A 23312-nucleotide genomic window follows, 5' to 3' on the forward strand; every position below is an offset into this window, starting at 1 on the left:
CGAACCGGGGCTGACCCGTCGGCCGGGGCGACGGTCCGCCCGCCGCCCCGGCCGGCGGCCGCTCACTGGCCCGGCGTGAGGATGTACGTGTTCAGGGTGCCCACCGCGGTCAGCGGGGTGGGCGACCCGGTGTCGTAGCGGTCCACGGCCACGTAGTTGGGCTTCTTCCGTGCGGCCGGGGTGCAGAAGTTCTGCGCCCGGTTGAGGACCTTGCCGTTGTCGGTGGCGGCGGTGCCGGCGATGGGATAGTCCCGGAAGTGGTTCATCACGAACAGCGGGTGGAAGGCCGACGAGTCCGTGGTGAGCGGTCTGTCGGTGCCCCACCGGCTGTAGCAGGACCAGTCGGAGGAACCGAGGCCGGCGCCCATGGACCAGTAGTTCTCCACGGTCCACTCGCGCTGGTACATCACGCCGAACGTGTCCCGGGTGGTCCAGCCGTTCGCGGTGTCGCTCGCCCGGGTCCGGTCGCTGAAGATCAGCAACTGCTTTCCGCGGGCCGCGAGATCGGCCATGGTGGGCCAGCCCTTGGTGGCCACGCCCTCCTGGTCGGGCCGGTACAGCACGTCGGACAGGCCGCTGACGGTGGCGAGGGACGACTTCAGCACGTCGGAGGAGGCGTAGTCCTCCAGGAAGACGGTGGCGAACTGACCGGGGTTGGCCTTCAGGAAGTCGACGATCCGCTGCAGGTCGGTGGCGAGCGGGACCGGGCTGCTGACCCCGTCGCAGCTGTTGTGGCAGAGCACGGCCTGGCCGGAGACCGTGTAGTCGTCGAGCATGAAACCGCGCACCCCGTCGGAGAGCTGCCGGCTGATGCCGTAGTTCTGGTTGGGGAACAGGCTGACCGGGAAGGACGCGAAGTTGCCGTCCGAGCTGTTGGCGAAGGCGTTGTGGGCGGTCAGGAAGGTCACCTGGTCCAGGGTGCGGGTGTCGGCGGAGGGCATCGCCGAGGTCGCGTACGAGACCGGGGTGAGGTACCAGCGGGCGAGGTCGCCGGAGGAGCCGACCTGTACGGCGGCCGAGTCGGACGACGAGCCGGTGAGGTACTGGGAGGTGCCGGGGACGGTGACGGAGTAGGTGCTGTCGGCGCCCGCGGTGATCGTCCAGGTGGTGCCGTCCGCGCCGCAGGCGGCGGTGACCGCGGCGGTGCCGTTGCGCCCCAGACAGGTGCCGGACTCGTCGGCGTTCTGGAGCTGGTAGCCACCGCTGACCGCGACGGCGGTCCACTGCTGGTGGTCCTCGTTGCCCTTGGGGTTGTGCGCGGCCACGGTGCCGCTGCTGTCGGCGGCGTTGAGGCCGGTCACGTAGTTCTGGAGGTAGACCGAGGCCGTCGGGACCGCGGCCGACGCGGTGCCCGGGAGGAACACGGGCGCCGACAGGGCGAGGACGGCGGAACAGCACAGGACGCGCAAGGGGCGCAGACGCACGGGGGGTATCCCTTCGCTGTGGCAGGAGTTGCCGATGGTGACAGAGCCATGACTTACCCGCCGGAAGGTGTTCCGCGCCAGTCGTCCCACCTGAATTCCGCATCACACAAAGGAACTTGACGCTCCGTCACCAGGACACTGCTACCGGCCCCCCGAACCGGTACCGGCCAGCCGAACCGATCCCGGCCCCCCGAACCGGTCCCGGACACCCGCGACGGGCACGGCCTGCGAGAAGCGCACGGGACAAGTCCGGTCGTCCGGCCGATGCGGTTGTGGGCAGGGTGGGAGAAGGTGGGAAGGTGGTGGACGGGGCGGGCGCGCAGGCACCGGCGAACGCCTCGTCGTCACCGTGATCCACGCCGTCGTCCGGAATGAGGCAGTCATGACAGGACCAGAGGCCGAGGCCGAGAAGGCGATCCTCGGCCGCATCGCCGAAATGATCAGCCAGGAGAAGGACCTGCGTGACCGCCTGGCACAGCGGGAGATCGACGGGACCACCGAGCACGCCCGTCTGGCGCGCCTGGAGACGGAACTCGACCAGTGCTGGGACCTGCTCCGCCAGCGCCGCGCCAAGGTCGAGGCGGGCCAGGACCCCGGTGAGGCGAACGTCCGCCCGGCGTCCCAGGTGGAGCGCTACCTGTCCTGAGGCCGCACCGGCCCGAACCGCCAGGGGGGCGGCACCCCGGTGCGGGGGCCGACAGGGACTGGACGTGCCGCTCCCCGGCGGCGATCGTGGCCGGTATGAACGATCACCACACGGCGCCCGGCGGTGCCACCGGAGCGGAGGAGGCCGTGCCCGACGCGGACTCGCACGAGGAGACCGGCGAGATCCGCCGTTTCCGGGAACGGCTCGGGCTCCCCGGACTGGTCGACGTGCACACCCACTTCATGCCCGAGCGGGTCCTGCACAAGGTCTGGAACTACTTCGACACGAGCGGACCGCTGATCGGCGACCTCGGGTGGCCCATCACCTACCGCAAGGAGGAGGCCGAACGCACCGCCCTCCTCCGGGAGTTCGGCGTCCGCTCCTTCACCGCGATGCTCTACCCGCACAAGCCCGGCATGGCGGCCTGGCTGAACACCTGGGCCGCCGACTTCGCCCGTCGCACCCCCGACTGCCTGCACACGGCGACCCTGTTCCCCGAGCCCGGCGTCGAGACGTACGTCCGCGCGGCCGTCGAGGCGGGCGCCCGGGTGTTCAAGGCGCATGTGCAGGTGGGCGGGTACGACCCGGCCGACGGACTCCTCGACGCGACCTGGGGACTGCTGGCCGACGCCGGGATCCCCGTGGTGATCCACTGCGGCTCCGGTCCCGCCCCCGGCAAGCACACCGGCCCCGGTCCGATCGCCCGGGTACTGGCACGGCATCCGAGGCTGCGGCTGATCGTCGCGCACATGGGGATGCCCGAGTACGAGGAGTTCCTCGGCCTCGCCGAGCGGTACGAGGAGGTGCGGCTGGACACCACGATGGCGTTCACCGACTTCACCGAGCGGTTCATGCCGTTCCCGCCCCGGGCCCTGCCCCGCGTCGCCGCCCTCGGCGACCGCGTCCTGCTCGGCTCCGACTTCCCCAACATCCCGTACCCCTACGTGCACCAACTCCACGCCCTGGAGCGGCTGGAGCTCGGCGACGCGTGGCTGCGGGCGGTGTGCCACGACAACGCGGCACGCCTGTTCGGGCTGTGACCGCGACACGCCCACCGCGTGGCGGAACACCGGGCCGCGGTCAGACCGGCCGCGGTCAGGCCGGCGGCGGTCCGGGCGCGGCGACGACGGCGATCCCCGCCTCGCCGCTCTCGAACAGGCTCACCAACTCGGCCAGGGCGACCGGCCCGTCACGGTGCTCGATGCTGTGGCCGATGAGCGCGACGGGCTGCTGGAAACCGTCCCGCTCCGGGGGTACGAAGTCGGTGACGGCCTCCCGGCGCACGAGCACGACCAGCTCTCCGCCGCCGGGGTCGCGGGGGAGCCGGTCGAGGTGCGCACGCAGCGCGGCCGGACGGGAGGTCAGATCCTGGGCGAGGACGTCCCGGCGGGCCAGCAGGGACACCGAGAGCCGCTCGCCGGTCCGTTCGTACCGGGCGGAGAGATCCTCCGGCAGCAGGTAGAACACTCCGGCCCCGCCCTCGTGCCCCCGGTTCAGCAGCATGCAGGCCATCTGCTCGGCCGGATCGGCGGACCTGTGATCGAGGTCGAGGATCACTTCCGGGGTGTCCGGGTCGAGTGAGGGGATCGCGCTGATCCACATGCGGTCGGAGCCGTCCATGCCGGGCATTCAAGCACACCGCTTGACCCGGGCTCACCGGCTCGCTCACGCCCCGATGAACCGCACCGTCTCGGCCACCTCGGCCCGGCCGGTGCGGACCGGTGGCGTACCCGCCCGCTCGAAACCCACCGCGAGACCGCACAGCAGGACCAGCCCGTCCTCGGCCCCGACCAGCCGGCCGACGGTCTCGCGGTACATCGTCCACATCACCTGGGGGCAGCTGTGCAGCCCTTCCGCCCTGAGCAGCAGCATGACCGTCTGCAGGTACATCCCGGCGTCCGCCCACTGTCCGGGGCCCATCGCCCGGTCCAGGTAGCAGAACAGCACGACCGGCGCCCCGAACGCCCCCGAGTTCAACGCGGCGATCTTCACGGGCCGTTGCGGATCCTGGCGCTCGATGCCCAGCGCCGCGTACCGCTGGTCGGCCGCGGCGGCGAAGCGGTCCAGATACGGCGGGCCCAGTTCGGCCGGGTACATCGGGTACTCGCGTTCGTCGCCCGGGTCCCCCGCCAGGGCCCTGGCCGTCGCCCGCCGCTTCAGCTCGGCCAACGGCTCGCCGGTCACGACGTACACCTGCCAGGGCTGGAGGTTCCCGCTCGACGGCGCCCGCCGTGCCGCGGCCAGCACCCGCTCGAGCACCTCCCGCGGCACCGGCTCGTCGCTGAACGCGCGCACCGCCCGCCGGCTGTCCACGGCCTCGTACACGTCCACGTCCACTCGTCCTTTCGGGACGGCCCCCGACGGGCCGCGGAACTACGGAAGTTCGACGCTGATGAGACTGCGCAGCAGGGTGCGCAGATGCCCCGGCATGTCGATCGCGTCCGGACTGAGCAGCCACTGGATCTGCAGGCCGTCGATGAACGCGATCAGATCCGCCGCCAGCCCCGGCGCCGCCACGTGCGGACGCAGCAGACCGCGACGCGCCAGGTCGTCGACGGCCGACTGCATTTCCCGGCGGGCACGTTCGTAGCGCGCCACGAAGTACGGACGCGCCGGGTGGTCGGCCGCGGTGGCCTCGCTCGACAGCACCGCGAACAGGCTCACGATCAGCGGGTTGGCCTGGTTGTGGGCGACGAGCCGGATCATGCTGGCGAAGTACTCCAGGCCGTCCTGGGTGACCGCACCCGACTGGAAGAAGTGCTCGTCGTCCTGGCGCTCGCGCTCCTCCAGGACCGCCTCCAGCAGCGACTCCTTGGTGGGGAAGTGATGCAGCAGGCCCGCGCGTGAGACACCGCAGGCGGCGGCCAGCTGCACCATGCTCGCGTTGCGGTAGCCGACCTGCCCGAACGCGGTGAACGCGGCCTCGATGATCTGGGCGCGCCGCCGCTCCCCCTTGGGGTAGTTCCGTGGGGCCGTCCCCTGCCGCGCCGCGTCCCGTGCCATGAACGAGATGCTAACGACCCCTAGAAACCATCAGCCCTGTCGGTATTCTGTTTCCCGGCCGCCCGCGCCGAGAGGAGTCCCCATGTCGACACCGCAGATGTCGGTTCAGCTCTACTCCGTACGCCATGCCCTACAGGCCGACCAGGACGCGGCCCTCGGCCGCCTGGCCGCCCTGGGCCTGACCAACGTCGAGGCCTTCGACTTCGTGCACCGCGCGGACGAACTCGCCGACGCACTCGCCCGGCACGGCCTGTCCGCGCCCACCGGGCACGCCGGCTTCCTGTCGCCCGACGGCGCGTCCGCACCCTCCCTGGACGAGACGTTCCGGGCCGCCCGCCGGCTGGGTGTGCAGATCCTCTTCGATCCGTTCGTCCCCGCCGCCCGCTGGGCCGACGAGGACGAGATCGCCCGCACCGCCGCCCTCCTCAACGACGCCGCCGAACGGGCGGCCGACCACGGACTCCGCGTCGGCTACCACAACCACTCGCAGGAGTTCGTCCACACGGTCGCCGGCGTCAACGCCTTCGACTTCTTCGCCGACCGGCTGAACCCGGAAGTCGTCCTGGAGATCGACCTGTTCTGGGCCTCGGCCGGCGGCAACGACGTCGTCGCCCTGCTGGACCGCCTCGGTTCCCGGGTGGGCGCCCTGCACGTGAAGGACGGCCCCGTCATCGACGACCCGTTCACCTCGGGCGCCCCCTTCGACCCGGCCGACACCGGTCAGGTCGCCCCCGGCCGCGGCCGGATCCGGCTGGACGACGCGCTGTCCGCGGCCCCGCACGCCGAGTACGCCGTCATCGAGTTCGACCACTACGACGGCGACATCTTCGAGGGCATCGCGGCGGGCGTCACCTACCTGAACGGGAAGGGCATCGCCTGATGGCGGCACGGAACCCGGTCGGCGTCGGCGTCGTCGGCGCCGGCAACATCAGCGACCAGTACCTGACCAACCTCACCAGGTTCCCCGACCTGCGGGTGGCCGTGGTGGGCGACCTCGACACCACGCGCGCCGAGACCCAGGCCCGCAAGTACGGCGTCGCGGAGTGGGGAACCGCCGCGGACGTCCTCGCCCACCCGGACGTCGAGATCGTCGTCAACCTGACCGTCCCCGCCGTCCACGCGGAGGTCAGCTCGGCGATCCTCGCCGCGGGCAGGCACGTCTGGTCCGAGAAGCCCATCGCGGTGGACCGCGCCGACGCACGGGCCCTGCTCGACCAGGCGGCCGCGGCCGGCCTCAGGATCGGGGTCGCCCCCGACACGATCCTCGGCCCCGGCCTGCAGACGGCCCTGCGGGCGGTCGCCCGCGGCGACATCGGCACCCCGCTGTCCGCGCAGACCGTCATGCAGTACGCGGGACCCGACCTGTGGCACCCCGCCCCCGAGTTCCTCTTCGCCGAGGGCGCCGGGCCTCTCTTCGACATGGGCCCCTACTACCTCACCGCCCTGGTCTGCCTGTTCGGCTCGGTGACCCGGGTCGCCGCGCTGGGCTCCACCGCCCGCGCGGTCCGCACGGTACGCAGCGGCGAGCGGGCGGGCACCGAGTTCGAGGTGGCCGTCCCCACCCACGTCTCCGCACTCGCCCGGTTCGAGGGAGGCGGCGTCGGCCAGAGCGTGTTCAGCTTCGACTCCCCGCTCACCCGCACCGGATACGTCGAGATCACCGGCACCGAGGGCACCCTGGTCCTGCCCGACCCCAACACCTTCGCGGGCGAGGTCAGGATCACCCGGGTCCCGCAGCGGGGCCGCGATCCCGAGTGGGAGACCGTCACCCCCGTGGGCATCGAGGCCGGCCGCGGTCTCGGCGTCCTGGACATGGCGCGGGCCCTCCGCGGCGGAGGCCCGCACATCGCCACCGGAGACCTCGGCTACCACGTCCTCGACACCATGACGTCCATCGACGAGGCCGTCGCCTCGGGCGAGACCGTCCGGGTCGCGAGTGCCGCCCCCGCGACACCCCTGGTCCCGGAGGACTGGGACCCCTTCGGGGCCACTGTCTGAGGCGCTCGCCGGCGACCGGAACGTCAGCCGGGTCGCCGACGGCTGCCCCTCGTCGTCACCGAGGGCCGTTCCGTGGATGGGTGGGGGCGCCGCGGACGCCTCCTATGCTCCTGCTGCCCCGTCCTCCCGCCGTGGGAGGACGGGGCAGCGGCAGGCCATCGGCCGCCGCCCGGGTAAGGGGGAGGGGAGCCGTGGGGGAACTGGCGGAGCTCGAGGAACGGGTCGCGGTGATCGACGCGTACATCGAGCCCATCGCGACGAGGCCGGTGGATCTCACCGACCCCGACTGGACGCGGAGGATGCAGGAGGGCCCGCGGCCGCTGGACGAGGCGGGGATCCGGCCGGAGGCCGAGACGGCGCTGCGGGACGTGCTCTCCCTCTATCAGGAGGGCGACGAGGGCGACCGGGTCGCCCTGCGCGCGCTCCTGCAGCGGTACCACTCGTTCACCTGGGCGACGACGCTGCCCTTCGAGCCCACGCCCCGGGGTTTCCGGCAGCGGCTGCTGGAGATCTCGGTCGAGGACCAGGGCCGCGACACCCGGGACATGATGGTCGACCTGCACGGCCTGTGCGGGGACGCCCACGACGCGGGTGTCGACATCCGGCCGCTCCTGCTGGAGGTGGCCGAACTCTCCAGCGAGGCCGACAAGTACGGGATGGGTTCCACGCGGGACATCCTGCTCCGAGCGGCCGGAAGGAAGCCCAGCGGGCTCTGGTGAGGAGAGCCCAGCGGGCTCTGGTGAGCTGACCGGAGGAGCCGGGTGCCGCCCCTCAGACGGTCACAGGGGTCTGGGAGGAGACCGCCGGTTGGCGGGGGCGGAGCTGCTCGGTGGCTTCGGTGAGGTCGGTGATGAATGTGTCGGCGAGCTGGGCGGTGAGTCCGGTGCGGACGACGAGGCGGAGGACGGAGATGTCCTGGCACGGGGTGGGCAGCGCGTAGGCGGGCAGGTGCCAGCCCCGTGTGCGCATGGCGTGCGAGACGTCGTGGACGGTGAAGCCGTGGGTGCCGGGTGCGAGGCGGAAGGCGAAGGCGGGGAGCTGGGATCCGTCGGTGACGAGTTCGTACGGCGGGATGGCGCGGACACGGGCGGCGAGGGCGTGCGCTGCCGTGCGGCTGCGGAGCGCGAGGTGGTGCAGGCCTTCGAAGCCGTAGCGCAGGAAGGTGTAGTACTGCGCGGCGACGTGGGCACCCGGGCGGGAGAAGTTGAGGGTGAAGCTGGGGGAGCGGCCGCCGAGGTAGTCGATGTCGAAGACGAGGTCGTCGGGGAGGGCATGGGTGTCGCGCCACAGGGCCCAGCCCAGACCGGGGTAGACGTGCCCGTACTTGTGGCCCGAGGTGTTGATGGAGGCGACGCGTTCGAGCTGGAAGTCCCACATGAGGCCGGGGTCGAGGAAGGGGGCCACCATGGCGCCGGAGGCACCGTCGACGTGGACGGGGATGTCGGTGCCCGTGGCGGCCTGGTAGCCGTCCAGGGCCATGCAGATGTCGGCGACGGGCTCGTAGGAGCCGTCGTAGGTCGAGCCGAGGACGGTGACGACACCGATCGTGTTGTCGTCGCAGTAGGCGGTGAGGGTGTCCGGGGTGAGGTGGTAGCGGCCCGGTTCCACGGGGACGTAGCGCGGTTCGACCTCGAAGTAGTTGGCGAACTTCTTCCAGCAGACCTGGACGTTGGCGCCCATCACCAGGTTGGGGCGGGCGGTGTCCTTTCCCTGTGCGCGCCGGCGCTGCTGCCAGCGGCGTTTGAGGGCGAGGCCGCCGAGCAGGGCGGCCTCGCTGGAGCCGGTGGTGGAGCAGCCGCGGACCTGTTCGGGGTGCGGTGCGTGCCACAGCCGGGCGAGCATCCGTACGCAGCGTTCTTCCATGGCGGTGATCTGGGGGTACTCGGCGCGGTCGGCGAGGTTCTTCTCGGCGGTGTCGGCCATCAGCCGGCGTGCCTGCGGCTCCATCCAGGTGGTCGCGAAGGTGGCGAGGTTGAGCTGTGGGTTGCCGTCGAGTGCGAGTTCGTCGCGGAGCCGCTGCAGTACCAGGTCGGGTGCGGACGCCGAGTGCGGCAGTTCGTCGACGGCCGGGTACGGGTCGGTGGCGGCGGGCGGGGTGAGGGTGTCGAACGCGGTCGCGGAGATGACGTCGGTATCCGGGATGGGCATGTGTGCCTCGGTGCTTTCTGGTCCGTGTGGCCCCCGTGCGCTTTCGACGCTAGATCGCCGCGCGGTCCGACATGTGTGCCGATTACACCGATCCAGCGATCGATTTGCGCACCGATGAACTGAATTTTCCCTTGCGTATACGGGCGGATGGGGTCGGCAGGGGATTACGGGCGGCGGGGCCGCGGCGAGGCGGGGCGCGGCCCCCTGCGGTGCCGGTGGGATGCCGGACGGTCAGTCCGCGGGGCCGCGCCGGGCGACGGTCTGCTGCATGGCGTTGTCGAGGTGGGTGATGACGGCCGGTACGTCGTTGTTCTCGGTGTGGCGGATGACCTCCAGGGCGGGGCGGAGGAGGCCGCCCGGTCGTGTGATGAGCCGTGCGAGCACGGTGGCGCGGACGTCGAGGCGTTCGATGGTGGCGGCGCGTCCGGTGTCGTCCTGGCCGGCGAGGAGGAGGGCGTTGTGCCAGGCCTCCTGGCGGGACTGGCGGATGCTGAAGTCGAGGATCTGTTCGTCGGTGCGTCCTCCGGCCCGGTCGAGGAGGGACATGAACGGGGACAGTGCGTCGACCGAGTCCTGCACGGCCAGGACCACGCGCGCGAGGATGTCGTTGATCAGCTGGAAGTCGTGGTGCAGTGCGTGGATGTCGCTGCCCGGGCTGGTCCGGGCGGCGGCGATGGCGAGGTCGAGGTTGATGTGCGCGTTCACGCCGAGGAGCAGGTGCTGGACGATGATGGTGTCGGCGTCGTCGAGGAGCCCGAAGGTCTCGCGCCAGCAGCGCGGTCCGCTGCGGTCGCGGCGCCAGGCGTCGTACGCGTCGAAGTAGCGGTTGCCGAAGAGCGTGTCGAAGCGGTCCATCCGGGCGCCGTCCTCGAACAGCCCGCTGTGGATGGCGGTGCGGATCTCGACGGTCACCTGCCGGTAGAGGGCCGCGAAGTATCCCGCCCGGTCGCCGGCGCGGCCGGCTTCCTGCACGATCCCGGCGAGCCCGTCCACGACATCGTCGATGTTCTGTGCCGTCATGTCCCTTTCCCCTCCCGTGGTGTGGATGTCCGGCCCGCACACGGTGTGCTGTGGGTGTGCGGGTGGCAGCCCTGTCCTACCACCGTGCACCGGGTGGAGATCCCGCCGTGCGGGAAACGGGACGCGGGCCCCGCGGACTTGCCGCCACAGCCGGGGCGCACCCGGTGCCGGGGGCCGGCGCGGGGCCGGCCGCACTCGGCTACGCTGACCCCGGAGGTGCCAAGTGGCCGAAGGCGCACCGCAGTTGGACGAGACGCAGGAATCCGCCACCGTCGTGGTGATCGGCGCGGGCCCGGCCGGGCTGACCGTCGCGAGTCTGCTGCGCAGGTGCGGTGTCGACTGCGTCGTCCTCGAACGCCGCAGCCGCGAGCACGTGGCGCAGCGCCAGCGGGCCGGCATCGTGGAGGCCCGCGCCGTGCGGATGTTCGAGTCCTGGGGGCTGGCCGACCTGGTGCTGGGCGGCCCGCCGCACGACGGCATCCTGGAGTTCCGGGTGGACGGCGAGAGCCATCTCGTCGACGACAGCGACGGCTCGGAAGGCCCCGGCGCGCGGCTGTGCCCCCAGCAGGTCCTCGTGCAGAAGCTCACCGCCGCCCACCTCGCCGACGGCGGCGACCTGCGCTACGAGGCGGCCGATGTCACCCTGCACGACCTGACCGGCGAGCGCGCGACGGTCCGCTACCGCGCCGCCGACGGCACCCCGCACGCGATCACCTGCGCCTTCGTCGCCGGCTGCGACGGCGAGCACGGCGTCACCCGCACCGCCGTCCCCGACGGCCACCTCACCGCCCACCCCCTCGACTACGGCATCAGCTGGCTCACCGTCCTCGCCGACGCGCCGCCCCCCGCCCACCCCCTGCTCGCCGTCAGCCCCCAGGGCTTCGCGGCGCACTTCCCCCGCGGACCGCACAGCAGCCGCTACTACCTCCAGTGCCCGCCCGACGACGACCTCGGCGCCTGGTCCGACGCCCGCATCTGGGACGCGCTGCGCACCAGGCTCGCCGACCCCGCCCTGACCGCGGGCCCCGTCACCGACCGCGAGACCTTCCGGCTGCGCGGCCTCGTGAACGACCCCATGCAGTACGGCCGGCTGTTCCTCGTCGGGGACGCCGCGCACATCGTGTCCCCCATGGGCGGCAAGGGCATGAACCTCGCGCTGTACGACGCCGACCTCTTCGCCCGCGCCGTCCGTGACCACGCCCGCGACGGCGACGACACCGCCCTGCGCACCTACTCCGAGCGCTGCCTGCGACGCGTGTGGAGCGACCAGGAGTTCTCCCACTGGCTGACCCGGACGGTCCACGACGCCGGCGACGCCACCCACTGCGGCCCGTTCCTGCACCGTCTGGCCCGCGCCCGCCTCGACCGGCTCTTCTCCTCCCCGGCGGCCGGGCGGGCCTTCGCGGAACTCATGACCGGCCTGGACCCGGCCCAGGACCGCCCCGCCTCCACCGCCCGCTGAACCACCGCCACGGGAACGCCCGGGCGCCGGCACAGCCGCCCTCTGGTGCCCGTTTTGCGTGCAATACCCGACTGATCCCTCCTGGTCAAGTCACGACCGCTCGGAACGTGACCCCGGGTCGCCCGCGGGGCCTACTTGAAGTGCGGGCCTCACCGGAACGGAAATCCCGAAGAGGAATTCCTCTTTCGCTGAAACCGCGACCCGTATATCGACAATCGACAGGAGAGAACTCATGACCCGTATTTCTCGTACCCGCAACGGTATTCGTGCCAAGCGCCGGGGCTGTGGCCTCGCGGCACTCGCCGCCTCGGCCGCGCTGATCACCGGGGGCATCATCCTTCCGGCGTCCGCCGCGGTGGCCGCCCCGATGCCGGCCCATGCCGTGAGCTTCGTCCAGGGCGGCGGCGCCGGCGGTGACGGAGGTGCCGGTGGCGGCGGCCTGATCGGCGGCGGCGGGGGCTCCGGCGGCTCCGGTGGCGGCAGCGTCCTGGGCGTCGGCGGCGACGGAGGCAAGGGCGGCAACGGAGGCGACGGCATCCTGTCCGGCGGTGGTGGCGGCGGCGGTGGTGGCGGCGGTGACGGTGTCATCGGCGGCAACGGCGGCTCCGGCGGGAACGGCGGCTCCGGCCTGTTCGGCGGCAGCGCCGGCAACGGCGGCTCCGGCGGCTCCGGCATCCTCAAGGGCGGCAACGGAGGCAAGGGCGGCAACGGCGGCTTCGGTGTCTTCCAGGGCGGCAACGGCGGCAAGGGCGGCGCGGGCGGGCTCGGCGTCCTCTTCGGCGGCCGGGGCGGGGCCGGCGGGGCCGGCGGCGGCAGCATCTTCTGACCGTCCCGCCCCGGTGGGGGCGAAGGCCCGAGCGGCCTCCGCCCCCACCCCCCACCCCCCAGAGTCACGATCTTGATCAAGGAAAACGGAGAACCCCCATGTCCAGAACTCGCTGGCAGCGTCCGTTCGTCCTGGCGGTGGCCTCGCTGGCCCTGGCCACCGGCACCGCGTGCGCCGCCCAGGCGGCACCGGGTGTCACCACGGGAACCAGCCTGACGGCCCCGGCCGCCGCGTCCCACTGCGGCCACGGCGGGGAAGGCGGGAAGGGCGGAGAAGGCGGGAAGGGCGGTGCCCCCGGTCAGCCGGGAGAACCCGGCAAGCCCGGCAAGCCCGGCAAGCCCGGCTGCTTCCGGTTCGACGACCTGCCCGACAAGCCCAGGTCGGAGCTCACGGGCCTGGACAAGGCGCGGATCGTGCTGACCGTCGAGTCCGGGCAGGCGAAGAAGTCCGAGGTCGTCAAGAAGTACAAGATCTCCGAGAAGGAGTTCGACACCTGGGACAAGCAGCTCCGCGACGGGGACTGGGCCGCGCTGCTGGGTCTGAATTCCCTCTTCGGCTCCTGAGGGAATTCCAGGGAAATTCCCAGGACGCCCCGGCCCGATGCGGGCCGGGGCGTTTCTGTCAAGCCCCGAGTTCCCGGACCGTGACGGCACGGCTCATGACCGGCTTTATTTGATACAGCGGAAACCACACTACGGAAATAAGTTCTTCGGAAAGAGGAATGCCATGCGTATGCGTTCTTGGAAGGTCCGTCTCGGTCTCACGGCCTCGGCCGCCCTGACCGCCGGTGTCACGGCCGGCGCGCTGGCACCGGCCGCGATGGCGGCGCCGGTGCCGCAGAGCCGTACGGCCACGGCGGCCGCCCGGCAGCTTCCCGCCGACAGTGCCCGGCCGGGCGGCGGCTTCGGCCAGTTCGGGCCCATCAAGGGGGGCGACGGCAGTGTGCGGATCGGCGACCGGGTGTGTGCGGGCAACTGCAGCGGAACCGTCAACGGGAGCAACGGCAGCCAGGGCGGGATCTGCGCCGGACTGTGCAACGGCAGTGCCAACGGCGGCACCGGCACGACCGGCACGCCCGGCCGCGAGGGCGGCACCGGCGGCGCGGGCGGGATCTGCGCCGGGATCTGCGGCGGCAGCGCCGACGGCGGCACCGGCGGCACGGGCGGGGTCGCGGTCGGTACCGGCGACGGCGGCCGTGGCGGCACGGGCGGCCGCGGCGGGATCTGCCTCGGGATCGGCTGCGAGAGCGGCGGGCGCGGCGGCACCGGAGGCACGGGCGGTGCCGGCTGACGGGCCGGGCCCTGACGGACCACGCGCTGAGGGGCCAGGACGAGACGAAGGGGAGCGGCGGCCTGAGCGCTGGCGAAGGAGCAGGTCGCAGCCAGGTGCCGGGATCCCGACCGCTCGCACTGCGCGGGCGGCGCCACCGGCTGTCACCGGCTGTCCGGAATCGGCTGCTATTTTCGGTCAAAAGATCTCGATAATCGGTCAGGCGGCTTGCAGGTGGGTGGGGGCTGGCAGAGCATCGGGATGCACCCGGCGGGGAGGCTGGGGGTCAGGGGAGGGGAATGGCCGAGGGCATTCGGTTCGTCGTGCTCGGGGCCGTGCAGGTATTACGGAACGAGACGGCGCTCCCCACGAGGTCTCCGCAGCAGCAGGCACTGCTGACCGCCCTGCTGCTCAGGTCGGGTCGGGCGGCCTCCGCCCACGAGCTGATCAGCGCGGTCTGGGGCGAGGAACCCCCGGACTCCGCCCTCTCCACCCTGCGCACCTACGCGTGGAGACTGCGGCAGGTCATGGAGGAGGACCGGGCCGCGCCCAAACTCCTGGTGTCGCTGCGTGACGGCTATCAACTGACGGTCCCGCCCGCGTCGGTGGACGCGGTCCGCGCCGAGGAACTCGCCGCCGAAGCCCTGCGGGCACGCGACGCCGGCCGGGAGGCGGAGTGCGGCAGCCTGCTGAACGAGGCGCTCGCGCTCTGGCAGGGCGAACCCCTGACCGGTGTGCCGGGACCGTTCGCCGAACAACAGCGCTCCCGGCTCGGCGCGCTGCGGCTCACCCTGATGGAACAGAGATTCGAGCACCGCCTCCGGGAGGGACAGCACGGGCTGGCCATACCGGATCTCATCGCCTTCACGCACGAGCACCCGATGCAGGAGAGACCCTACGGCTTCCTGATGCGAGCGCTCTACGCCGCCGGACGCCAGGCCGAGGCGCTGGCGGTCTTCGGCAGGGCACGCCAGGTGCTCGCCGAGGAACTGGGCATCGACCCCGGCCCGGAGCTGACCGGCCTGCACGCCCGGGTCCTCGCGGGCGATCCGCAGTTGATGGGGCCCGCGGGGGGCCGGGCCACGGACACCGCCAGGGCGTCGGCGACGGTCATGCGGGCCGCACCCGTGGCCGATGAATCCGCCGAGCGCCGCCAAGGCCGCGAACGCCCCGAACCCGCCGATCCCGTCGAACCGGCCGAGGCGCCCGCGCCCGCCCCATCCCTGCGGCCGGCCCAGTTACCCGCCGACGCGGCCGACTTCACCGGACGGACGACCGAGGTCGAGGCACTGTGCAGCGCCCTCACCGACCCCACCCGGGTGGCCCTGCCCGTCGTCTCCATCAGCGGCATGGGCGGCATCGGCAAGAGCACCCTCGCCCTCCGCGGCGCGCACCGGGCCAAACCCGACTTCCCCGGCGGGCAGCTCTACGCCGACCTGCACGGCAACGGCCTGGAACCCGCCGACCCGGCCACCGTCCTGGGCAGCTTCCTCACCGCGCTCGGGACCCCCGGACACAGTCTGCCCGCGGCCACCGAGGACCGCGCCCGCCTCTTCCGTACGACGCTCGACGGCCGTCGCATCCTGCTCATGCTGGACAACGCCCGCGACCCCGCCCAGGTGAGACCGCTGCTGCCCGGCTCGGCCGACTGCGGGGTGATCATCACCAGCCGGGGCCGGCTCAGCGGACTGCCCACCATCCTCCAGACCGATCTCGACGTCTTCGACACCGACGAGGCACTCGCCCTGCTCCGCTCGATCGCCGGCGCGGGGCGCGTCGCCGAGGAACCCGGAGCCGCCGCCGAGCTGGTGGCCCTCTGCGGACACCTGCCGCTCGCCGTGCGGATCGTGGCGTCACGGCTCGCCGCCCGCCCTCGGTGGCGGATCGAGGTCATGACCGCCCGGCTCACCGACGAGCGACTGCGCATCGGAGAACTGCGCGCGGGAGACCTGGGCGTGGCCGCGGCCTTCGAACTCGGCTACCGCCAGCTCACGGACGACCAGGCCCGGGCCTTCCGGCTGCTCGCGCCGCTCGCCCGGCCCGGCATCGGCATCGAGGCCGCCGCGGTGGTGCTCGAACTCGACGAGTACGAGGCCGAGGACCTGCTGGAATCGGTCGTCGACGCGGCCATGCTGGAGGCACCGCTGCCCGGCCGGTACCGCTATCACGACCTGCTCCGGTCCTTCGCGCTCCAGCTGACCGCCCCCGCCGTGGCACACCGCACCGGCGAGCCGTCCGACACGGCGGGGGCCGAGGGCACCGCCGCCCTGGGCCGGCTCCTCGACCATCTGCTCGGCGTGGCCTGTGCGGCGTTCCAGAGCATGGTGCCCGGCGATCCCGTCGGCGCCATCCTCGGCGGCGGCGCCACGCCCGGACACCGGTTCGGCACGCTGGCCGACGCCCGCGCCTGGGTGACCTCGGAGTTCGACTGCACCACGAACGCGGTGACCGCGGCCGCCCGGCTCGCGCTCGGCGGCGACACCCCCATGCTGCGCAAGGCCAGCGACCTACTGGTCGCGATCACCCCCTTCGGACGGGACATCCCGTACGCGCAACTGGCCACCGCGGCCCGGATGGTGGCCGAGGCCGCCGCACTGCGGGGCGACGACCAGGCCGAGGGCCGGGCCCGGTTCGTGTGCGGCAACGCCGCGCTGCAGAACACCCAGCTCGCCGAGGCCGAGTCGCAGACCCGGCTGGCCACCGAAGCCTGCCGGCGGGCCGGCGACACCGTCATCCTGCGGCAGATCCTCAACGACCGCGGTCTGATAGCCCAGTTCCAGCACCGGTACGCCGACGCCGTGGACTCCTACGACCGGGCCATCGAACTGGCCAGGGAACTCGGCCACCGCTCGGGGGAGTTGGTGACCCGGCTGAACGCCGCCCAGGCACGGCTGCGCAGCGGCCGCGCGCCGGAGGCCGTCAGCATGTGCGAGGAGGTCCTGGCCGAACTGCGGGACGTCGCGGACCCGCACGGCACCTCCTACGCGTGGTACGTCCACGGCATGGCACTGCACGAACTCGACCGCCACCCGGACGCCGTCACCAGCTACACCAGATGCCTGGAGACCTGCACGGCGTTCCGTATCCGGGGCCGCGAGGCACAGGCCAGGTCCCGGCTCGCGGCCACCTGGCGGGTCATGGGGAAACCGGACCTCGCCCTGTCCGAGGGAGAGGCGGCCCTGGCCCTGTGCGAGGAACTCGGCGCCGAGCGCGAGAAGGGCAACGCCCTGCTGGTCCTCGGCCGGGCGCTCGCCGACCTCGGCGACAACCCGGCGGCGCTGTCCCGGGCCCGCCAGGCGGTCGCCGTCTTCACCCGCCTGGGACTGCCCGACGCCGACGAGGCGGAGCAGCTGGCGGCAAAGCTGCCGGACGCGCCACCGGGCCGGTGAACCGGACCCGCCACCAGGCCCCTGAGAGCGTGAACCCCCTTACGCAGGAGGCCCGTTGAACGAATGAGCGGCCCAGCCGAAGGTCGGCTGAGCCTCTCACCCGTACGGGCGGGCCGTCCGGGGTCAGCCCGTGCTGTTCCACTCCTCCGGGGCTCCGCCGTCGGCCAGCACGGTCGTGGAGTGGGCCGGCTTCGGGGCGTCCGGGTGCGTGCCCACCGGCACCGCTGCGGTCAGCGCGGCGGCACAGCAGCCCACGGTGGCGATCAGGAGCGCGGCCTTACGCGGGACCAGGGACTTCGGGAGTGCCTTCATCAGGTGCCGTCCGCCTTCGGGATCGGGCCCAGGAGCTGGGTCTCGGGTACCGGGAGGAGCCCGGTGAGGCCGTGTGCCTCGTTCTGGTCCAAGACTGCCGATGGCCGATCTACACAGGATGGAGGCCCGATCACCACCGCGCCCCCGCGGCCGAGGACGGCTGATGATCCCCCGTATATCCGTTCCCACCACCATCCATTCCAGGCGGAGACCGGACCCGGCCTCGGCCCGATCGTCGGTGTGGTGATGTGAAGGGAAAACGGCATGGATGGTGGTCAGCCGGTGTCCGGCTTCGGCGAACTGCTCAGATCCCAGCGTGAACGCGCCGGAATGACCCAGCAGTGCCTGGCCGATCACGCCACGCTGAGCGTGCGTGCGGTACGGGACATGGAGGCCGGCCGGGTCAGGCGGCCCCGGCACGAGACCGTACGGCTGGTCGCCGACGCGCTGCGGCTGACCGGTCGCGCACGCTCCGCCTTCGAGGCGTCGGCACGCCGGCAGGCGCCCGCCGAGGAGCCCACGGCCCCGCCCGCCCCGCGCACCGCGATCGTCGGGCGCGAACGGGAGACCGCGACGCTCGCCCGCTGCCTCACCGGAGACGGCGACCGGCTGGTGTCCGTCGTCGGCCTGGGCGGGGTGGGCAAGACCCGGCTGGCCCTGGAGGCGGCCTGGCACACGCACCGCTCCGAGCGCTGGCCGGTGCACTGGGTCTCCCGCGGCGACCGGTCGTCCCTCGCCGCGCCGGCCGGCGGCACCGGCCTCCTCGAAGCCGTCGGTGACAGGCCCGCGCTGCTGGTGCTCGACGGGGCCGACGACGGGCTGGACCACACCCTGCTGGACCGCGTCCTCCACCGCCGCCCGGGCCTGCGGGTCCTGGTCACCACCCGGTCGCCGCTGTCCCTCGACGGCGAACAGGTCGTCCCGCTGGCCCCGTTGGACACCCCCGGCCCGGCCACGGCACCGAGCGAACTGGCGGACGTGCCCGCCGTCCGGCTCATGCTGGCCCACATGCGGCGGCTCCGCCCCGGCCTCACCCTGGACCCGTCCGACACCCTGGCCATCGCCGGACTCTGCGCCCACCTCGACGGACTGCCCCGCGCACTGGAGTACGCGGCCGGCTGGACGCTCCTCGAATCCCCGGGCCGGCTGACCGAACGGCTGTCCGCCGCCCCGTTCGGGCTGGCCGCTCCACCGGTGACGCACTGCGAACGCGGGGACGTGCGCGAGGCCCTGGACGAGGCCCTGCGCTCGCTGACCGCCGATCAGCTGGCCTTCGTACGACTGCTGTCGGACTCGGAGTCCGACTGGTCCCTGGAAGAGGCCGCGGCGGCCGACGGCCGCAGCGCACAGCGCTGTCACCAGTCCCTCCACGAACTCCTCTGCCGCGGCCTGCTCCGCCTGACCCCGGACCGCAACAGCGCCCGGTTCGCCGTACTCAACCTCGTCCGCACCGTCTGCCGCGAGCAGTACGGCACCCCGGGCCTGGCGCCGATGCCCGGCGAGCCCCTGCCCGGCGAGCCCCTGCCCCGCACCCCGTTCCCGGCGGCGCTGGTCTCCTGACCCGCCACGAGCCCCCTCACCCCGCCGCTCACCGCTCCGCCGTTCCCCCCACCTCCCCATCCCTACTGAACCAACGAGGAATCTCCGTGGAACTGGGAAAGGCCGAGCGCGTCGGCCTGGACGTCGTCGTCTCGACCATGGCGTCGGACGCACACACCTGGAATCTGGTCTTCCTGCAACTGCTGCTGGAGGAGCTCGGCCACCGCGTCACCAATCTGGGCGCCTGCGTCCCGGACGCCGAACTGATCGCCGAGTGCCGGCGACTGGCCCCCGACCTGATCGTCCTCAGCAGCGTCAACGGACACGGGTTCATCGACGCCCGGCGGGTCGTCCCCGGCCTGCGCGCCTGTCCCGAACTGCTGCGCACCCAGCTGGTGATCGGCGGCAAGCTCGGCATCACGGGCGCCGACGACGGGTCGGTCGCGCGGACCCTGCGGGCGGCCGGCTTCGACAAGGTCTTCGAGGAGAGCGCGTCCGCCGACGAGTTGCGCTCGTTCGTCCGCGCACTGTCCCGGGCGGTGCCGGTATGACTGCCGGGCCGGCCGCACCGCCGGTGCCGTTCGGGCGCTTCGTGACCCAGGCACAGGCCCGGGGCCGCCTGGTGGTGCAGCCGCGGATGGGAATGAGCCGGACCGACCGGATGCGGGACGGCCTGCGGGCCACCCGCGGCGCGGCGGCCACCACGGTCGGCACCATCACCGTGGACAGCTACACGAGGACCGGCGACGCCGTGGCCGCGCGGCGGGCCGTCGCCCAGGGCGTGGCGCTCAACGGCTACCCGATCACCACCTACGACCCGGCCGTGACCCGGCAGGTGCTGCGCGGTGTCGCGGACGCCGCGTTCCCGGTGCAGGTCCGGCACGGCTCGGCCCGCCCCGAGAAGATCGTGACCGCGCTGCTGGCCGCCGGACTGGACGCCACCGAAGGCGGGCCCGTCTCGTACTGCCTGCCCTACAGCCGGGTCCCGCTCAACGTGGCCGTGGCCGCCTGGGAACGAAGCTGCGCGCTGCTCGCCGAGGCCCAGCAGACCGGCGCGCGCCCCCATCTGGAGACGTTCGGCGGCTGCATGATGGGCCAGCTCTGCCCGCCCGGCCTGCTGATCGCGCTCAGCGTGCTGGAGGCCCTCTTCTTCCGGCAGCACGGACTGCGCAGCGTCTCCCTCAGCTACGCGCAGCAGGCCAACGCCCGCCAGGACGAGGAGTCGGTCACCGCGCTGTCCCGGCTCGCCGCCCGACTTCTGCCCGACGTCGAATGGCACATCGTCGTCTACGCGCACATGGGGATGTACCCGCTGACCCCCGAAGGGGCGCGGCTGCTGCTGCGGGAGGCGGCCCGGCTGGCGGTCCGCACCGGCGCGGCCCGGCTGATCGTGAAGACGACCGCCGAGGCGCACCGCATCCCCACCGTCGCGGAGAACGTGACGGCGTTGGAGACGGCCGCGGCGGCGGCCGCCGCGGAAGCCTGCGCGCCGACGCCGCCCGGCGTCCCGGACACCGGGATCCACGCGGAGGCGAGCACCCTGATCGACGCCGTCCTCGACCTCGACCGGGACATCGGCCGCGCCCTGGTGACCGCCTTCGCCCGGGGCTACCTGGACGTGCCGTTCTGCCTCCACCCCGACAACGCCGGACGCGCCCGCAGCGGCCTGGACGCCGACGGCCGCCTGTACTGGTCCGCCGCCGGAGCGATGCCGCTGCCCGGCAGGCCCGAACGGGGCCGGGCCCCGATCCTCGGCTCGGACGGCCTGATGGCCGCCCTGTCGTACGTACAGCGGACCTTCGACCGGCGCGCCCGGACCGAAACCGTCCGGTGCCCGTCCCACCCCGTCCACGCCCACACCACCGACAGATGGGATCAGCAGCCATGAGCCACGACACGCCCCAGTCACCGCCGGCCGCGCCCGACCCCCGGGCACACCTCTCGTCCCCGGCCACCCGCAGTACCCTGCGCATCCAGAACCAACTGATCGCGGCCGCCCGCGAGTACCTGACGTCGGCCGGGTTCACCGAGATGCTGCCGCCGGTCATCGGGCCGGTCACCGACCCGGGCAGCCGCGGCTCCAAACAGGTGGACATCGACTTCTACGGCCACCGCTACAAGCTCATGACCAGCGCCATCCTTTACAAGCAGGCCTCCCTGCTGGCCTTCGACAAGATCTTCTGCATCGCCCCCAACGTCCGTCTGGAGCCGCTGGAGACCACCGACACCGACCGGCACCTCGCGGAGTTCCACCAGCTGGACGTGGAGGTGGCCGGCGCGGACCGGGAGCGGATCACCGGACTCCTCGAGGACCTCGTCGTCCACATGGTCCGCGCCACCCGTGACGCGCTGCCCGCCGACTTCGAACTCCTCGGCCGGGACGTCGACGCCTTCACCGAGCTGCTGCGCGGGTCGTTCGGCCGGCGCACACACGCCGACGCGGTCGCCGAACTGCGGGCCGTCGGACACGACCAGAACCCGGACGCCGAGATCGACTGGACGGGCGAGGCACTGCTGTCGTCGAAGGCCGCGCGCCCGTTCTTCGTCACCGACTACCCGAAGGGATCCCGCGGCTTCTACGACCGCGAGTCGCGCACCGAGCCCGGTGTGCTGCGCAACTTCGACCTCATCGCCCCCGAAGGCTACGGCGAGCTGTGCAGCGGCAGCGAGCGGACCAACGACTACGCGCAGATCGTCACCCGGATGCGGGAGACCGGCGAGAACCCGCAGAAGTACCGCTGGTACCTCGACCTGGTGCGCGAGGGCGTCCCCGCCAGCGCGGGCTTCGGCATCGGCGTCGAGCGGCTGACCCGGTACGTCGCCGGACGCGACGCGGTGTGGCAGGCCAACGCCTTCCCCAAGCTGCCCGGGGTGGTCTCGCCGTGAGCCCGAGCCCCGTCGCCCCCGCCTTCCCCGAGGCCGAGGTCCGCCACCGGGCCCGGTCGGGAGCCGCGGCCGCGTTCCCGGCCGCCGAGGACTACGGGCACGTGCTCTTCGGCGCAGGCGCCGGCGCCCCCACCGGTCCCGAGGACGACCTGGACCGGACGCGGCTCGTCCCGCCCGTCTTCATGGCGGAGCGGCTGAAGAAACTGATCGAACTGGGCCGCGAGCCGATGTACGACGACGTCGAACTCACCACGCGCATCGGCGGCTTCACCGCCGCACTGCCCGTGTACGTGTCGGCGCTGGGCTCCACCCGGGCCGCCGGCGGCGACCCCGGCCTCGCGCTGAGCCGCCAGGCCGGCCGCCTCGGACTGCCCATGGTCATCGGCGAGAACGTCGTCCCGGTGCACGGCTACGGCCGCCTGAACGGACCGGCCGGACCCGGCGGCCCGGACGGCGGCGCCTCGACCACCCTGCTCGGCCGACTCCGCGCCTACACCGGTGAACTGCCCGACGGGCTCGGCGGAGTGGCCGTGCAGCAGAGCACCGAGGACGCCGACGCCGAGGTCTGGAACCTCGTCTACAGCGACCCCACCGCCAGGCCCCTGCTGGATTCCGGACGGCTCGCCTTCGAGCTCAAGACGGGGCAGGGCGCCAAGCCCGGGCTCGGCGGGATGACCGTCCTCGACACGGCTGCGGCAGCACGGTTCGGCGACCGCTACGGCCTGGACGCGGCGGCCCTCGGCGAGCGGCACGTGCTGCGCTCCAGCAGCCCCGGCACGTTCACGGCGGAGATCCTCCGCCAGCAGATCCGGCTGATGCGCAACAACTTCCCCCGGGCCCGGGTCTGGGTCAAACTCCACCCCGGCCGCGATGTCGCCGAGGCGGCGCGGGTGGCCGTGGACGCGGGCGCGGACGCGGTGACGGTGGACGGCGCCGAAGGCGGCACCGGCTGGGCGCCCGTCGCGTTCACCGGCCGGGTCGGGCTGCCGCTCGCCGCCTGCCTGCGGCGCCTGGCCGCCGACCCGCCGCCCTGCCTGCTGGTGTCCGGCCGGATGTGGGAGGGCTCCCGCGCCGTCAAGAGCCTGGCGCTCGGCGCACGGGCCGTCGGGCTGGGCCGGGCCGCGCTGCTGTCCGTCGCGGAGGACCCGGACCAGGGGCTGATCCGCTTCACGGAATGCCTCGCCATGGAAATGCGGCTGCTGATCAGCGCATTGGGAAAATACGCCCCGGACGCGCTCGACGAGCAGGACGTCTGGTCCCCGGACGGCAATTGACCGGGCCGTCGAAATTGCCGTTCTTCTTCCTCTCCATCTGCCCGTCCACCGAATGAGCGCGGCCTAGCGTTTCTCGCGTCGCCCATTCTGCGGGCTATTCCATCATCGGGGTGAAC

22 protein-coding genes are annotated in these 23312 nt (G+C 72.8%); 15 read left to right on the plus strand and 7 right to left on the minus strand.

Features of this window, described 5'->3' with window-relative positions:
• Nucleotides 1–62: 62 nt before the first annotated feature.
• On the minus strand, nt 63–1418 hold the full coding sequence (locus tag ACFWPQ_RS19955) for an RICIN domain-containing protein (protein WP_384036371.1): 1356 nt from the start codon (nt 1416–1418) through the stop codon (nt 63–65).
• Between the two features lie 388 nt (nt 1419–1806).
• Here ACFWPQ_RS19955 and ACFWPQ_RS19960 point away from each other — a divergent pair, with 388 nt between their 5' ends.
• Complete coding sequence (locus ACFWPQ_RS19960; RefSeq protein WP_384036057.1) at nt 1807–2070, plus strand: DUF2630 family protein; 264 nt, start codon at nt 1807–1809, stop codon at nt 2068–2070.
• 95 nt (nt 2071–2165) lie between these two features.
• Entirely contained in the window at nt 2166–3110 is a 945-nt protein-coding gene (locus ACFWPQ_RS19965; RefSeq protein ID WP_384036059.1) for an amidohydrolase family protein, read from the plus strand.
• A 55-nt stretch (nt 3111–3165) separates the two neighbouring features.
• Here the strand turns inward: ACFWPQ_RS19965 and ACFWPQ_RS19970 are convergent, their stop codons facing one another.
• Genes ACFWPQ_RS19970 through ACFWPQ_RS19980 form a run of 3 tightly spaced genes read right to left on the minus strand, consistent with a single transcriptional unit; the run spans nt 3166 to nt 5073 of the window.
• The gene (locus ACFWPQ_RS19970; protein ID WP_384036062.1) at nt 3166–3690 is read right to left on the minus strand and encodes a hypothetical protein; all 525 of its coding nucleotides are present in this window, start codon (nt 3688–3690) and stop codon (nt 3166–3168) included.
• A gap of 45 nt (nt 3691–3735) precedes the next feature.
• Complete coding sequence (locus ACFWPQ_RS19975; RefSeq protein WP_384036065.1) at nt 3736–4401, minus strand: nitroreductase; 666 nt, start codon at nt 4399–4401, stop codon at nt 3736–3738.
• A 42-nt stretch (nt 4402–4443) separates the two neighbouring features.
• Complete coding sequence (locus ACFWPQ_RS19980; RefSeq protein WP_384036068.1) at nt 4444–5073, minus strand: TetR/AcrR family transcriptional regulator; 630 nt, start codon at nt 5071–5073, stop codon at nt 4444–4446.
• Between the two features lie 82 nt (nt 5074–5155).
• Here ACFWPQ_RS19980 and ACFWPQ_RS19985 point away from each other — a divergent pair, with 82 nt between their 5' ends.
• The 3 genes from ACFWPQ_RS19985 (at nt 5156) to ACFWPQ_RS19995 (ending at nt 7790) form a co-directional block, all read left to right on the plus strand.
• Nucleotides 5156–5953, plus strand: a complete 798-nt coding sequence (locus ACFWPQ_RS19985) for a sugar phosphate isomerase/epimerase family protein (RefSeq protein WP_384036071.1) — start codon at nt 5156–5158, stop codon at nt 5951–5953.
• Nucleotides 5953–7071 (plus strand): Gfo/Idh/MocA family protein, encoded by a 1119-nt coding sequence (locus tag ACFWPQ_RS19990; protein ID WP_384036074.1) that lies wholly within the window; start codon nt 5953–5955, stop codon nt 7069–7071. Before ACFWPQ_RS19985 ends, ACFWPQ_RS19990 begins: the two co-directional genes overlap by 1 nt.
• A 191-nt stretch (nt 7072–7262) precedes the next feature.
• Nucleotides 7263–7790 (plus strand): hypothetical protein, encoded by a 528-nt coding sequence (locus ACFWPQ_RS19995; RefSeq protein WP_384036076.1) that lies wholly within the window; start codon nt 7263–7265, stop codon nt 7788–7790.
• Nucleotides 7791–7842: 52 nt separating this feature from the next.
• On the opposite strand, the gene ACFWPQ_RS20000 is transcribed toward ACFWPQ_RS19995, so the two are convergent.
• Together ACFWPQ_RS20000 and ACFWPQ_RS20005 are read right to left on the minus strand one after the other, a co-directional pair.
• Nucleotides 7843–9219 carry a glutamate decarboxylase gene (locus ACFWPQ_RS20000; protein WP_384036079.1) on the minus strand — a complete coding sequence of 459 codons (1377 nt, stop codon included), beginning with the start codon at nt 9217–9219 and terminating at the stop codon, nt 7843–7845.
• 231 nt (nt 9220–9450) lie between these two features.
• Complete coding sequence (locus tag ACFWPQ_RS20005; protein ID WP_384036082.1) at nt 9451–10239, minus strand: DUF5995 family protein; 789 nt, start codon at nt 10237–10239, stop codon at nt 9451–9453.
• 223 nt (nt 10240–10462) lie between these two features.
• On the opposite strand from ACFWPQ_RS20005, the gene ACFWPQ_RS20010 reads away from it, so the two are divergent.
• The 5 genes from ACFWPQ_RS20010 (at nt 10463) to ACFWPQ_RS20030 (ending at nt 17185) form a co-directional block, all read left to right on the plus strand.
• Nucleotides 10463–11701, plus strand: coding sequence for a 4-hydroxybenzoate 3-monooxygenase (locus tag ACFWPQ_RS20010; RefSeq protein ID WP_384036084.1), 1239 nt, complete (start codon nt 10463–10465; stop codon nt 11699–11701).
• Nucleotides 11702–11933: 232 nt separating this feature from the next.
• On the plus strand, nt 11934–12527 hold the full coding sequence (locus tag ACFWPQ_RS20015) for a hypothetical protein (protein WP_384036087.1): 594 nt from the start codon (nt 11934–11936) through the stop codon (nt 12525–12527).
• Between the two features lie 98 nt (nt 12528–12625).
• Nucleotides 12626–13090, plus strand: a complete 465-nt coding sequence (locus ACFWPQ_RS20020; protein WP_384036090.1) for a DUF1153 domain-containing protein — start codon at nt 12626–12628, stop codon at nt 13088–13090.
• 163 nt (nt 13091–13253) lie between these two features.
• On the plus strand, nt 13254–13817 hold the full coding sequence (locus ACFWPQ_RS20025; protein ID WP_384036093.1) for a hypothetical protein: 564 nt from the start codon (nt 13254–13256) through the stop codon (nt 13815–13817).
• A gap of 278 nt (nt 13818–14095) precedes the next feature.
• Nucleotides 14096–17185, plus strand: a complete 3090-nt coding sequence (locus ACFWPQ_RS20030; RefSeq protein ID WP_384036097.1) for a BTAD domain-containing putative transcriptional regulator — start codon at nt 14096–14098, stop codon at nt 17183–17185.
• A gap of 123 nt (nt 17186–17308) precedes the next feature.
• Here the strand turns inward: ACFWPQ_RS20030 and ACFWPQ_RS20035 are convergent, their stop codons facing one another.
• Nucleotides 17309–17497 (minus strand): hypothetical protein, encoded by a 189-nt coding sequence (locus ACFWPQ_RS20035; RefSeq protein ID WP_384036100.1) that lies wholly within the window; start codon nt 17495–17497, stop codon nt 17309–17311.
• 264 nt (nt 17498–17761) lie between these two features.
• On the opposite strand from ACFWPQ_RS20035, the gene ACFWPQ_RS20040 reads away from it, so the two are divergent.
• The 5 genes from ACFWPQ_RS20040 (at nt 17762) to ACFWPQ_RS20060 (ending at nt 23196) form a co-directional block, all read left to right on the plus strand.
• The gene (locus tag ACFWPQ_RS20040; RefSeq protein WP_384036103.1) at nt 17762–19057 is read left to right on the plus strand and encodes a helix-turn-helix domain-containing protein; all 1296 of its coding nucleotides are present in this window, start codon (nt 17762–17764) and stop codon (nt 19055–19057) included.
• An 86-nt stretch (nt 19058–19143) separates the two neighbouring features.
• Nucleotides 19144–19587, plus strand: a complete 444-nt coding sequence (locus ACFWPQ_RS20045; protein ID WP_384036106.1) for a cobalamin B12-binding domain-containing protein — start codon at nt 19144–19146, stop codon at nt 19585–19587.
• A complete protein-coding gene (locus tag ACFWPQ_RS20050) occupies nt 19584–20924 on the plus strand; it encodes a methylaspartate mutase (protein WP_384036109.1) in 1341 nt (446 codons plus the stop codon). The genes ACFWPQ_RS20045 and ACFWPQ_RS20050 overlap by 4 nt, the downstream gene beginning before the upstream one ends.
• Nucleotides 20921–21922 carry an asparagine synthetase A gene (locus ACFWPQ_RS20055; RefSeq protein ID WP_384036112.1) on the plus strand — a complete coding sequence of 334 codons (1002 nt, stop codon included), beginning with the start codon at nt 20921–20923 and terminating at the stop codon, nt 21920–21922. Before ACFWPQ_RS20050 ends, ACFWPQ_RS20055 begins: the two co-directional genes overlap by 4 nt.
• Entirely contained in the window at nt 21919–23196 is a 1278-nt protein-coding gene (locus ACFWPQ_RS20060) for a glutamate synthase-related protein (protein WP_384036115.1), read from the plus strand. The genes ACFWPQ_RS20055 and ACFWPQ_RS20060 overlap by 4 nt, the downstream gene beginning before the upstream one ends.
• Nucleotides 23197–23312: the final 116 nt, after the last annotated feature.

This window comes from Streptomyces sp. NPDC058464 (genome assembly GCF_042721035.1).
Taxonomy (GTDB): domain Bacteria; phylum Actinomycetota; class Actinomycetes; order Streptomycetales; family Streptomycetaceae; genus Streptomyces.